This window comes from Candidatus Manganitrophus noduliformans, from assembly GCF_012184425.1.
Classification (GTDB): domain Bacteria; phylum Nitrospirota; class Nitrospiria; order SBBL01; family Manganitrophaceae; genus Manganitrophus; species Manganitrophus noduliformans.
The window spans coordinates 391,331-402,964 of record NZ_VTOW01000001.1 but is presented as its reverse complement, the minus strand read 5'-3'; the positions used below and the strand labels follow the sequence as shown (position 1 = coordinate 402,964).

General features: G+C 58.4%; 14 protein-coding genes. 10 read left to right on the top strand and 4 right to left on the bottom strand.

Annotation, left to right across the window (positions count from 1 at the left end; genetic code table 11):
- Positions 1-13 precede the first annotated feature (13 nt).
- The 5 genes from MNODULE_RS01925 (at position 14) to MNODULE_RS01905 (ending at position 3,961) form a co-directional block, all read left to right on the top strand.
- Positions 14-538 carry a class I SAM-dependent methyltransferase gene (locus MNODULE_RS01925; RefSeq protein ID WP_168057804.1) on the top strand — a complete coding sequence of 175 codons (525 nt, stop codon included), beginning with the start codon at positions 14-16 and terminating at the stop codon, positions 536-538.
- A 38-nt stretch (positions 539-576) separates the two neighbouring features.
- Entirely contained in the window at positions 577-1,005 is a 429-nt protein-coding gene (locus MNODULE_RS01920; protein WP_168057803.1) for an archease, read from the top strand.
- Between the two features lie 124 nt (positions 1,006-1,129).
- Entirely contained in the window at positions 1,130-2,587 is a 1,458-nt protein-coding gene (locus MNODULE_RS01915; protein WP_168057802.1) for an RtcB family protein, read from the top strand.
- A 2-nt stretch (positions 2,588-2,589) separates the two neighbouring features.
- On the top strand, positions 2,590-3,519 hold the full coding sequence (locus MNODULE_RS25190; protein WP_168057801.1) for a GTP-binding protein: 930 nt from the start codon (positions 2,590-2,592) through the stop codon (positions 3,517-3,519).
- Between the two features lie 7 nt (positions 3,520-3,526).
- The gene (locus tag MNODULE_RS01905; protein ID WP_168057800.1) at positions 3,527-3,961 is read left to right on the top strand and encodes an archease; all 435 of its coding nucleotides are present in this window, start codon (positions 3,527-3,529) and stop codon (positions 3,959-3,961) included.
- An 18-nt stretch (positions 3,962-3,979) separates the two neighbouring features.
- On the opposite strand, the gene MNODULE_RS01900 is transcribed toward MNODULE_RS01905, so the two are convergent.
- The 4 genes from MNODULE_RS01900 to MNODULE_RS01885 form a co-directional block, all read right to left on the bottom strand.
- A complete protein-coding gene (locus MNODULE_RS01900) occupies positions 3,980-4,462 on the bottom strand; it encodes a Slp family lipoprotein (protein ID WP_168057799.1) in 483 nt (160 codons plus the stop codon).
- Between the two features lie 118 nt (positions 4,463-4,580).
- Entirely contained in the window at positions 4,581-6,533 is a 1,953-nt protein-coding gene (acs, locus tag MNODULE_RS01895) for an acetate--CoA ligase (protein WP_168057798.1), read from the bottom strand.
- Positions 6,534-6,669: 136 nt separating this feature from the next.
- The gene (locus MNODULE_RS01890) at positions 6,670-7,047 is read right to left on the bottom strand and encodes a hypothetical protein (RefSeq protein WP_168057797.1); all 378 of its coding nucleotides are present in this window, start codon (positions 7,045-7,047) and stop codon (positions 6,670-6,672) included.
- A gap of 124 nt (positions 7,048-7,171) precedes the next feature.
- On the bottom strand, positions 7,172-7,495 hold the full coding sequence (locus tag MNODULE_RS01885; RefSeq protein WP_168057796.1) for a rhodanese-like domain-containing protein: 324 nt from the start codon (positions 7,493-7,495) through the stop codon (positions 7,172-7,174).
- Positions 7,496-7,615: 120 nt separating this feature from the next.
- On the opposite strand from MNODULE_RS01885, the gene MNODULE_RS01880 reads away from it, so the two are divergent.
- The 5 genes from MNODULE_RS01880 (at position 7,616) to MNODULE_RS01860 (ending at position 11,591) form a co-directional block, all read left to right on the top strand.
- Complete coding sequence (locus tag MNODULE_RS01880; RefSeq protein WP_168057795.1) at positions 7,616-9,211, top strand: glycerol-3-phosphate dehydrogenase/oxidase; 1,596 nt, start codon at positions 7,616-7,618, stop codon at positions 9,209-9,211.
- Positions 9,212-9,682, top strand: a complete 471-nt coding sequence (locus MNODULE_RS01875) for a nuclear transport factor 2 family protein (RefSeq protein ID WP_168057794.1) — start codon at positions 9,212-9,214, stop codon at positions 9,680-9,682.
- Positions 9,683-9,721: 39 nt separating this feature from the next.
- A complete protein-coding gene (locus MNODULE_RS01870) occupies positions 9,722-10,528 on the top strand; it encodes a hypothetical protein (protein ID WP_168057793.1) in 807 nt (268 codons plus the stop codon).
- 62 nt (positions 10,529-10,590) lie between these two features.
- Positions 10,591-10,917 carry a cupin domain-containing protein gene (locus tag MNODULE_RS01865; protein ID WP_168057792.1) on the top strand — a complete coding sequence of 109 codons (327 nt, stop codon included), beginning with the start codon at positions 10,591-10,593 and terminating at the stop codon, positions 10,915-10,917.
- 53 nt (positions 10,918-10,970) lie between these two features.
- A complete protein-coding gene (locus tag MNODULE_RS01860; protein ID WP_168057791.1) occupies positions 10,971-11,591 on the top strand; it encodes a precorrin-8X methylmutase in 621 nt (206 codons plus the stop codon).
- Positions 11,592-11,634 lie beyond the last annotated feature (43 nt).

Genomic DNA, 11,634 nt, shown 5'->3' with positions numbered 1-11,634 from the left:
ATCGAACCGATCGATGGAAAAACATCACTCCCAAGAACCGTCCGCGTTGTTGACCGAACACCTTGCACGCTTCCAAAAAGGGAAAGCATTGGAGGTGGCGTGCGGCTTCGGCCGAAACGCCTTTTATCTCGCCTCGCAGGGCTTCGAGGTCATGGGGCTCGATCGCGACCCGGAGGCGGTGGCCTTCTGCAACGCCGAAGCGACCCGTCGCGGCCTCTCGTTCACCGCGCGCGCCGTCGATCTGGAGCAGCCGGCCCCGATTCCCGGCGAGGGATACACCCTGGTGGGCTGCTTCTACTATCTCGACCGGAACCTCCTTCCCGCGATGAAGCGGGCCGTTCGCCCGGGGGGGCATCTCGTCTATGAGACTTTCTTGATCGATCAGCACGAGCGGTTCGGAAAGCCGGGGCGGAAGGAGTTTTGCTGGGGGCACAATGAGCTGCTCCGGCTCTTTCTCGATTTTCGGATTCTCTTCTATTTCGAGGGATTCAAAGGGGATCGCTGGATGGTCCAACTGATCGCCGAACGGCCGGGTTAACGGCATCCGCTCGGCGTCGGTAGAAGCGAGGCATCTCTTTGGAAGAGTTTCAAGTATCGGAGGAGATCGCCACCGGAGAGATGTCGCTGGCGGCGCGGGGCGACTCGCTCGAAGGGCTCTTCCGGGCGACGGCGAAGGGACTCTTTGAGACGATGGTCGATACCGAGGAGGTCCGCCCCGAGATCGGGAAAGAACTGCTCCTCTCGGCCGACAGCATCGACCGGCTTCTCTTCCATTGGCTCTCGGAATTGATTCAGCTCAGAGATCGGGAGAATCTTTACTTCAGCTTCTTCGAGGTGAAAATCGAACGCGGCCCCCGGCATCGGATACAAGGGGTCGCCATGGGAGAGCTGATCGATCCGACCCGCCACCCGGTCCGGAACGAGGTGGCGGCGATCCGATCGAATCCCTTTCAGATCGTCCGCCGGGGCGAGGCCTGGCAGGTGAATATCCTATTCGACCGTTGAGGCCTCTCCTTTGGACGGCTCAACGATCGACCGCATCGATCCCCTTCAATTCATCGTCTCCTTTGACTAAAATATAAAGAGAAGTTTTTTAAAGAGCGGATGCCGTTAGGACGGGAGCAAAGCGATGGTTTTCGGAGATAAAGTCAAACAGCTCAGCGAGACGATCTGGGAGATCGATCCCTCCTATAAAGAAGGGATGCGGGTGCCGGCCCGGATCATCGGAACGGAGAAGCTGATTCGGGAGATGGATGACGCGGTGATCGAGCAGATCACCAATGTGGCGACCCTCCCCGGCCTTCTCCGCGCCGCCTACTGCATGCCCGACGGCCACTCCGGCTACGGCTTTCCGATCGGCGGGGTCGCGGCGATGGATGCCGAGAAGGGGGTGATCAGCCCGGGGGGGATCGGGTTCGACATCAATTGCGGGATGCGCCTGGTCCGGACCGATTTGACCGAGGCGGAGGTGGCGCCGAAGTTGACGGAGCTGGTCGATCTTCTCTACACCCGCGTTCCGGCGGGGGTCGGAAGCAAGGGGTTCGTGAAGCTGGCGCCGAACGAGTTTAAAGAGGTCATTGCCGAAGGGTCTCAGTGGTGTCTCAAGAACGGTTATGCGTGGCCGGAGGATCTCGCGCTCACCGAGGAGAGCGGGTGCATCGCGGGGGCGAATCCGGAGAAGGTCAGCCAGAAGGCGATCGACCGCGGCCTGAGCCAGATCGGAACGCTCGGCTCCGGGAACCACTACCTGGAGGTCCAGGTGGTCCGGGAAGGGAACATATTCGATCGGAAGATGGCCGAGGCGATGGGGCTCTTCCCGAATCAGGTGGTGGTGATGTTCCACTGCGGCTCGCGCGGCTTCGGCCACCAGGTGGCGACCGATTATCTTCAGGTTTTCCTGGAGGTGATGGCGGCGAAGTATGGAATCAAGATCCTCGACCGGGAGCTTGCCTGCGCGCCGTTCCGCTCTCCGGAGGGACGGGATTATTTCTCGGCGATGAAGTGCGGCCTCAACATGTCGTTCGCCAACCGGCAGACGATTCTCCATCGGATTCGGGAGTGTTTCGCGCGGATCTTCGGGAAAAGCGCCGAAGCGCTCGGGATGCGGATGATCTATGATGTGGCCCACAATACCGCCAAGCTGGAGCGCCACCCGATCGACGGGAAATCGCGCGAGCTTCTGGTTCATCGGAAAGGGGCGACCCGCGCCTTCGGCCCGGGACACGAGGCGCTGCCGGAGCGGTATCAACCGTACGGCCAGCCGGTGATCATCGGCGGGAGCATGGAGACCGGCAGTTATCTTTTGGTCGGAACCGAGGGGGCGATGAAGGAGACCTTCGGAAGCACCGCCCACGGCTCCGGCCGAACGATGAGCCGGACGCAGGCGCGCAAGCAGTTCCGCGGCGACCGGCTGCAGAAGGAGCTTCGCGCCCGGGGAATCTATGTCCGTTCCGCTTCCTTCGCCGGTCTGGCCGAAGAAGCCGGACCGACCTACAAAGATATCGACGAAGTGGTCGACGCGTGCGAGCGTGCCGGAATCTCAAGACGGGTGGTGAAGTTCGCCCCGATCGGAAATGTCAAAGGGTAGCTGTGGCGACTAAAACACCCATCGTCATCCTTACCGGTTATCTCGGGAGCGGCAAAACGACACTGCTGCGACGGTTGGTCGCGCTGTCGGACCAGCGCCTTGCGATTATAATGAACGAGTTCGGCGCGCTGGCGGTCGATGCCCGCGTGGTGGCCGGGAAAAATATCAAGATTGCCGAGCTGGAAGGGGGATGCGTCTGCTGTTCCCTGCTGGGCGATTTCGAGGCGGCGGTGAAAGAGATCGTCGAGACGGTCGGGCCGGATGAGATTATCGTCGAGACGACCGGATTGGCGGAGCCCGATGCCCTGATCGGCGATATCCAAGAAAACCTCCCCGATTACCCGATCGATGCCGTCGTCACCGTGGTTGATGCCGATGCGACGGTCCGATTTCCTTCCATCGGCCATACCGGCCGGATTCAGATCGAGATGGCCGATCTTCTCCTTCTCAACAAGATTGATCTGGTCACCGACGAACAGCGCCGCAAGGCCCGCGAGATGATCCGGGCGATCAACCCCGCCGCTCTCATTTTGGAGACGACACGCTGTGAGATCGATCCGGCCCTCATCTTTGGAAAGCCGCTCCGGAGAGACAACCGGAAAGAGGTGCACGAGAGAGAGAAGGAGGGGCATCATCCGTCCATGGAGTCCTTTCAACTCCGCACGGATCAAACCCTTGAGCGGGATTGCTTCGAGAAGAGGATGGGTCAATTTCCGCCGCAGATTTATCGCGCGAAAGGATTTGTCCGATTTCCCGAGGGGGTCTTTCTTTTTAACTTCGTCGCGGGCCGATCGGAGCTGATCTCTTTTCCGGAGGAGAATGCGCTCGGCATCATCTTCATTGGAGAAAAGGTTCTCTCCCTTCAACCGGTGATCGAAGCGCAGATCGCCGCTTGCGCAATTCCCCCTGATCATTCATCAGACCGATCCTGAGAATCAGATGCCGTATCGTTTCATTGAGGGGTTGACCGTGGCCGACATCGCCTTTGAGGCGCGCGGCAAGACGCTGGAGGCGCTTTTCTCCTCGGCGGGTCAGGCGGTGACCGCCGCTCAATTGCATGATCTTCGGACGATTCGAAAGAAGGAATCCCGCACGTTTGATCTGACGAACAAAGCAATCGACATGCTTCTTTTTAATTTCCTTCAGGAGTTGATCTACTGGAAGGATGTCGATCTGCTCCTCTTTAAATCGTTTGACCTTTCGATTCGTCAGAAAGCGGATGGGAAATATCATTTGATCGGAACTGGTCGGGGGGAGCCGATCGACGTCTCCCGGCATCAACCCCGGGTCGATGTCAAAGCGGTCACGATGCACAAGTTCGAAGTGGCCTCCGATGCGAGCGGATGGAAGGCGACGGTCGTTCTCGATATCTGATGAGGATAAAAGTGAGGGTTAGGACGATTGTCCGAGGAAAGCGCCGTACGAAGGGAAACGATCTTGCCGGAGCTTGTCCCAGACGTAGGCTTCTTCGTATGCGAAGAGGGGGTAGTCGAAGCCGCGGACGTTGTGGGTCCCGATGACCCGGCCTGCAACCGTGATGACCTTTCCCTTTTTAAGAAGGGTCTCATCGACCCGGTACGGGAAGATCACGAAAAAGTGCTCTCCCGGATCGAATCCCAAAGCAGGCTTGCCGGTCCGGTAGAGGGGAATCTCTGCGAACTCCACCTCCGTTTGCTGCCCTTTATATTGAAGACGAAGAACCTCCCCGCCGAGGATAATAATCTTCCCGACGTGTTGCTTCGGATCTTCAAAAATCTCTTCGAAGAGGGTTTCCTCGTTGGCCGTCGACCGAACCTGCTCGGAGAGGACGGCGTTGCAGGCCGAGGTCGACATCAAGAGGAGGAGGGCCAAAAAGATCGGCCACTTCTGTTTCATGGGATAGTCCATAAAGGTATCGGAGATTTTACCAAGGTTGGTATAAAAGTCAAGAAATTAATGTCGCGTGATTTCCGTATTTTCTTCCGTATTTCCCGGGGGATCAGGAGGCCCCTCTTTATTCCTCCTCCTGCCGCAGCTTGGCCAGGACCGTATAGTCTTCCAGGGTGGTCGTATCGCCGATGGTTTCCCGTCCCGCGGCGATATCCCGGAGGAGCCGCCGCATGATTTTGCCGCTCCGGGTCTTGGGAAGGTTCTCGGTAAACCGGATGTCGTCCGGCCGGGCGATCGCGCCGATCTCCTTCACCACATGGGCGCGCAGCGCCTCTTTGAGCGGGTCGCTCGGGGCGTTTCCGAGCTCCAGGGTGACGAAGGCGGAGATCGCCGTCCCCTTCAGCTCGTCGGGCCGGCCGACGACCGCCGCCTCCGCGACGGTGGAATGGGAAACCAACGCCGATTCGATCTCCATCGTCCCCAAGCGATGTCCGGCGACGTTGATCACATCGTCGACCCGTCCCATCACCCAGAAGTAGCCGTCTTTGTCGCGCCGCGCGCCGTCGCCGGTAAAGTAGACCCCCGGGATATCGGACCAGTACTGCTTTTTGTAGCGCTCCGGATCTTTCCAAACGGTTCGAAGCATCGACGGCCAGGGGCGCTTGATCACAAGGTAGCCCCCGACGTTGGCCGGAACCGACTCTCCCTCCCGATTGACGACGTCCGCGGCGATTCCGGGGAAGGGGAGGGTGGCGGAGCCGGGTTTCGTCGGGATCGCCCCGGGAAGCGGGGTGATCATGATGGCGCCGGTTTCGGTTTGCCACCAGGTATCGACGATGGGAGATCGCCCCTTGCCGATCACCTGGTGATACCACATCCAGGCCTCCGGATTGATCGGCTCCCCGACCGTCCCGAGGAGCCGGAGGCTTGAGAGGTCGTGCCGCTTCGGCCATTCCTCCCCCATTTTGATCAGGGCGCGGATGGCGGTCGGCGCGGTGTAGAGAATATTGACTTTGTATTTATCGATGATCTCCCAGATCCGGTCGGGCTGTGGGTAGGTCGGCGCCCCCTCGTACATCACGGTCGTGACGCCGTTGGAGAGAATGCCGTAAATCACATACGAATGGCCGGTGACCCAGCCGATATCGGCGGTGCACCAGTAAGTGTCGGTCTCTTTCAGATCGAATATCCAGCGGGCGGTGACCGTCGTCCCCAAAAGATAACCGGCCGTGGTATGGACGATCCCCTTCGGCTTGCCGGTCGTCCCGCTGGTGTAGAGAATGAAGAGGGGATGCTCCGAGTCGAGCGCCTCGGCGCTGCATTGATCGGATGCGGTCTTCATCAAATCATGCCACCAAAAATCACGATCGGCCTGCATCTCGACCGGGGTGTTGGTCCGCCGGACGACAACGACCCGTTGGACCCCCGGGGTTTCCTTCAGCGCCTCGTCGACCTTTTCTTTCAGGGTGACGACTTCCCCTTTTCGGTAGCCGCCGTCGGCCGTCACGACCAACCGGGCTTCGGCATCGTTGATCCGGTCCCGCAAGGCGGTGGCCGAAAAGCCGCCGAAAATAATCGAATGGGTGGCGCCGATCCGGGCGCAGGCGAGCATGGCGATCGCCAGCTCCGGGATCATCGGCATGTAGATCGCCACGCGATCTCCTTTGACGACCCCTTGTCCTTTCAGGACATTGGCGAACTTGGAAACCTCCCGATGGAGATCTTGGTAGGTCAGGACGCGCGAGTCGCCCGGCTCCCCTTCCCAGATGATCGCCGCCTTGTTTTTCCGCCAGCCCTCCAGGTGACGGTCGAGGCAATTGTAGGCGATATTGATCTTGCCGCCGACAAACCATTTTGCGAAGGGGGGCTTCCACTCCAAGACCTTTTTCCACGGCTTGAACCAGGAGAGCTCCTTGGCCAGACCCGCCCAGAAAGCTTCCGGATCTTTCTCGGCCTTCCGATAGAGGCGTTTGTAAGCCTCCAAGCTCGAAAGATGGGCTGCTTTGCTGAATTCTTTCTTCGGCTTAAAAAGACGACGCTCGTTTAAAACGGAGGTGATCTCTTTCTCTCGGGCCATCCCTTCCTCCCCGCGTAAATCATTGATGGATATTCACGAAAACGAACCGTACCAGATGCCGAATTGTAATGAAAGAACGAAGAAAATGTCAATGAACAAAATGCGGGGAAGAAAGATTTCAGCGGATAAGGGGGGGCTAAGCCGCCTCTTGCTCTGTCATTCGCGCGAGTCTCCTTTCCAGTGCTTCGATATTTGCCTGCCTTCTCTCCAGCGCCTCGATCCGCTCTAAATAGCCGCGCGTCAGATCGTGGATTTCCGATTCCAGCTCCGCCAGCCGGGAGGCGAGGGTGTTGAATCGGCCGAACCGCTCTTCCCACTGATCCAATTTGTGCGTCACCTGTTCGAACGCTTTTTTGTATTCGTTGTATAGTTCGCCGAGGGAAGAGAGATGATCATCGACCTCTTTTAAAAGGCGAATCATCTCCTCCGGCTTCCCCTCGGTTTTTTTCCGTGTCTGTGTTGCGGTCGCCTTTTTTGGGGCCGCCGTCTTTTTGGTTTTTGTCTTCTGTGTCATGAGACCTCCTTGCAGGATGAATGAATGCATCCTTCATTTCATCATCGAGAAAAGGAGATTTATCTGTCAAGAGGGTGGGGTTGGTGGCAGAGGAGGCCCGGTTGGAGTTGAATGAAATGGAGCCCTAGCGGTACCGCGGAATACTCGGGTCGGCCGTCACGGAGTAAGCGTCGATCCCGCCGGTCAAATTCTTCACATTCGTGAAGCCGTTTTTAACCAAAATTCCGAGCGCGGTGAGGCTGCGGACGCCATGGTGGCAGACGGTGACGATCTCCTGCTCGGGGTCGAGCTCGCCGATTCGCGACGGAAGCTGGCTGAGCGGGATCAACACCGAATCGGGAATCCGCGCGAAGTCAAACTCGACCTGTTCCCGCACGTCCAACAAGAGAAACGGCTCTCCCTGGTCCTTCTTTTTTTTGAGTTCCTGGGGTGAAATCTGATAGGTCACGACCGGCTCCTTTTCTTTCGGAATGACAACGGTTCCTTTGGAATCTTCATCATAAACTCACTTTGTTTTGATCGTCAACCGCAATTTGACCTCTCACGGAAAGTAGGATATAAATAGGCGATGGCATCGGGTTTGGACCGGCTACAGACGGCCCCCGTTGATCTGGTTGTTATCGGAGGCGGTATCCAGGGAGCAGGGGTGGCCCGGGAGGCGGCCTTGCGCGGGTTGTCGGTCGCTCTCTTCGAAAAGGGTGACTTCGCGGGGGGAACCTCCAGCCGAACTTCTCACCTGATCCATGGCGGCATCCGGTATCTTGAACAGGGAGCGCTTCGCCTCGTTCACGAGGCGGTGCATGAACGCTCTGTTCTCTCCCGGCTTGCCCCGCACCTTGTCCGGCCCCTCCCCTTTCTCTTCCCCGTTTATCGCGGCGACGCGAGGGGAAAGTGGAAGATCCGGGCCGGGATGATCCTGTACGACCTCCTCGCCGGATCGAAGAGAATCGGACCGCACCGGATGTTCACTCCAGCGGAAGCGCTGGCGGAGGAGCCCGGCCTGCAGTCGGAAGGGCTGGTCGGCGCCGCCCGTTTTTACGACTGCCGGATGGACGACGCCCGGCTCTGCCTGACCGTCCTGCTCTCCGCGCGGGAGTGGGGGGCGTCGATTTTCAATTATGTCGCCGTCACCGGTCTCATCCGGGAGAAAGAGCGCGTCTGCGGCGTTCGGGTGCAGGAGGTCCTGACCGGCGCGAATTACGATATTTATGCCCGCATCGTCGTGAACGCGGCCGGTCCCTGGGTCGACGCGATTTGCCGGATGGAGGGGGAAGCACCCCGCCGGATTCGGCAGACCAAGGGGATCCACCTGGTTTTCCCGAGCCTGACGCGAAGTCACGCCGTCGTGGTATCGAGCGAGAAGGACCGGCGGATCTTTTTCGTCATTCCTTGGAAAGGAAAAAGTCTCATCGGCACCACCGACACTGATTTTGCCGGAGACCTCGATCACATTCGGGTTGAAGAGGAGGAGGTCGCCTGGCTCCTTCGGGAGACGGCGCGGCTCTTTCCCAAGGAGCGGCTGGGGCCGGAAGAGATCATCGGGCGGTACGCGGGGGTCCGGCCGTTGATTTATAATCCGGGTGGGAGCGCCTCCGATGTTTCCCGGGAAGGAAGGATCGAATGGACGCCGGGAGGGATGATGATCCTGGCCGGCGGAAAATTCACCCTCTTTCGATCGACCGCCGAAAGGGCCGTCAATGCCGTCGTAAAGAAGGCGGCCGATCTGAAGGCGCATCCCCGGCCTCCGAGCGACCCTTCACTTTATGGCGGGGAGATGCCTTCCCTGGCCGAATATCTGAAAGAGGAGGCGCCGGCAGCGCGGGAGCACTATCGGCTCAGCGACGAGGGAATCCGGTATTTGATCGGGGCCTATGGAACGAAGTTCCATGCGGTCCTCGCTTTGGGAAAACAAGAGAAAGGATTGCTCAAACCGCTCACCCCGCTCGGATATCCCTTCCTGGCGGAGGCGGTCTATGCGGTCCGGGTGGAGATGGCGAAGCGCCTCTCCGATTTCATGCGGCGGCGGACGGCACTGGCGCTCGGCCCCTACAAGCGGGATTCGAACATGATCATTCAGATCGCGGAACAGATGGGACAAACACTCGGTTGGAACCGGGAGCAAATACAAAGCGAGATCGACGACTACCAGCGGGAGGTGGAGTGAGTGGAGAGCGACATCGAGGCGGTCCGAAAAGCGAATGAGACCTTCTACCAGGCCTTTGAAAAACTCGATATCCAGGAGATGGACGCCCTCTGGATCAAGGAAGATTACGTCAAATGCATTCATCCGGGGTGGGAGGTGCGCAGCGGCTGGGCGGAAGTTCGCGACAGCTGGGTGCTGATCTTCAACCATACCTATCAGATTAAATTTTCCGTCAACCTGATCGACATTGTCATCAGATCGGATTGGGCCTGGGTCGTCTGTCTTGAGATGATCTCCACGCAGGATCAGGGAAGATGGGTCGAGGGGCGGGTCCTCTCCACCAATCTCTTCGAGCGGCGCGACGGGCGCTGGCTGTTGATTCATCATCATGGCTCTCCCCTTCTCTCTCTGGAGGAAGAACACGAGGAGGAAGAGGGGGAAGAAGAGTTGCCGATGATCGATGAAGAGAACCCGCCCGAAGAGACTTCTTAAAAACCCGCCGCATAGGCCGCCTTCGCGCTTTATGGAATCATGGGAAGAATTCAGGAAATCGCATTTTTAGTCTTCGGACAGTTGGCCGTGGGGGGAGCCTTTCTCCTCTCGCTTCCCTCCTTGGAGACGGTCGGCCTGGGGTTCTTCAGGACCAACGGGCTGGTCTTTTTTCTCACCCTTCTTCTGGGACTTTTTCTCTTTCCGATCCCCTTTTCCGCGGGGCTCGGATGGAGCGGCGCGATTCTCTTCGGTTATTCTCTCTTTGCCCTCCTTCTTTTCATCTATAATCTTCGTCTCTGGTTTCGCCATCCGCACCACAGCCGGCCCCTTCTCTGGGGGGCGACCGGCGCGGGGGTGGTCGCGATTCTGGCGAGCGTTGTCTACTACCTCCCCCCGTCGGCGGGGCCGATTCGCGCCCTCTCCCTTTCTCTCTATTTTCTGATCTCCAGTCTTCTCCTGGGGGCGGGAGTTTTGGCGATGTTGTTGGGGCACAGCTATTTGACGCGCCCGTCGCTTTCGATCGTTCCCCTTCGGAATCTGGCGAAGCTCTTCATGTGGCTTGTCTTTGTGGAAGGGGGGCTGGCCCTCTTGAATCTGCTGCTGACCTCCGAGTCGGAGCGGCTTCGGAACGCGCTTCTCTTGAATACGTTTGAAGGGCTCTACCTCTGGATTCGTTTGCTGATCGGCATCGGCGGCCCGATGATTATTGCCCCGATGATCTTGCAAACCGTGAAAGAGCGCGCTACGATGTCGGCGACCGGTCTTCTTTACATCGCGATGATGATGGTGATTATCGGCGAGATCTTCTCCCGTTTTTTCCTTCTCGTCGATGTGGGATTTCTCTAAAAAGAGGATGCCGGGGAGCTGGAAAAAGATAAGAACAAAATTCGACGGAGCGGAGGGAGTGAATGCAGGTCACGACGATTGAAAAGATGAAGAGCTTCTCCCCGGAGAAGATGAAGAAGATCAACCTCTTTGACACGAAGAACCTCTTCTGCGATCTTTACTGCTTTGAGCCGGGGCAGGCGCAGAAGCCGCATGCCCACGAAGGAGAGGACAAAGTCTACTATGTATTGGAGGGGGAAGGGTCGTTCCGCGTCGGGGCGGAGGAGCAGACGGTGAAAGCCCACTCGGCCGTCCTCGCACCGGCCGGCGTCGATCATGGTGTCACCAACCGCTCTTCCCAGCGGCTGGTGGTGTTGGTTTTGATGGCTCCGAAGCCGCATCATCATTAGAAGTAATAAGTTGGGAGCAAAAGCTGAGTTCAAACCAAAGTGGAGAGCACACCATGATGCAAGATCCGCAGGCGGTTGAAGAGGCTGGCTTAAAAATAATTGATCAAGAGGCCGGGGCGCATTCCTTCCATCCCGGCCAGTGGTCGGTGGTCCGGCAGGTCATCCATGCCACCGCCGATTTTGATTTTGCCCGAGAGATGGTCTTCCACCCCGCCGCGGTCGAAGCGGGGGTGGCGGCGGTCCGTTTCGGCGCCGATATCGTCGCCGATACCCCGACGGTCGATGTCGGGATCGCCAAAGACCGCTTAAGAAAATATGGCGGGACCGTTTGGTGCTTTATCTCCGACGATGATGTGATTTTAAAGTCAAAAGAGGTCAACCTCCCCCGCACCGCCGTCGCAATGGAGAAGGCGGCCGAAACGAGCGATGGATCGATCTACGCGATTGGAAACGCCCCCGCCGCGCTTCTGCATCTGATCCGCCTCGTAAAAGAAGGAAAAGCGAAGCCGTCGCTGATTATCGGGGTCCCGGTCGGCTTTATCGGGGCCGCCGAGGCGAAAGAGGAGCTTCTCTCCATCTCCACCCCCTTCATCACCTGTCGGGGGAGAAAAGGGGGAAGCGCCGTGGCAGCGGCGATCATCAATGCCCTCTCCCTTCTTGCCACACATTCGTAGGTCGGTTTCCGTCCACAGAGACCCACGCTTTTCTTGTTGCAGA

Excerpts from the sequence above, each read along its gene's own strand:
- MNODULE_RS01925 (WP_168057804.1), top strand. The coding sequence starts at position 14 with ATGGAAAAACATCACTCCCAAGAACCGTCCGCGTTGTTGACCGAACAC.
- MNODULE_RS01915 (WP_168057802.1), top strand. The coding sequence starts at position 1,130 with ATGGTTTTCGGAGATAAAGTCAAACAGCTCAGCGAGACGATCTGGGAG.
- MNODULE_RS01905 (WP_168057800.1), top strand. The coding sequence starts at position 3,527 with ATGCCGTATCGTTTCATTGAGGGGTTGACCGTGGCCGACATCGCCTTT.
- MNODULE_RS01900 (WP_168057799.1), bottom strand. The coding sequence starts at position 4,462 with ATGAAACAGAAGTGGCCGATCTTTTTGGCCCTCCTCCTCTTGATGTCG.
- acs (WP_168057798.1), bottom strand. The coding sequence starts at position 6,533 with ATGGCCCGAGAGAAAGAGATCACCTCCGTTTTAAACGAGCGTCGTCTT.
- MNODULE_RS01890 (WP_168057797.1), bottom strand. The coding sequence starts at position 7,047 with ATGACACAGAAGACAAAAACCAAAAAGACGGCGGCCCCAAAAAAGGCG.
- MNODULE_RS01880 (WP_168057795.1), top strand. The coding sequence starts at position 7,616 with ATGGCATCGGGTTTGGACCGGCTACAGACGGCCCCCGTTGATCTGGTT.
- MNODULE_RS01870 (WP_168057793.1), top strand. The coding sequence starts at position 9,722 with ATGGGAAGAATTCAGGAAATCGCATTTTTAGTCTTCGGACAGTTGGCC.
- MNODULE_RS01865 (WP_168057792.1), top strand. The coding sequence starts at position 10,591 with ATGCAGGTCACGACGATTGAAAAGATGAAGAGCTTCTCCCCGGAGAAG.
- MNODULE_RS01860 (WP_168057791.1), top strand. The coding sequence starts at position 10,971 with ATGATGCAAGATCCGCAGGCGGTTGAAGAGGCTGGCTTAAAAATAATT.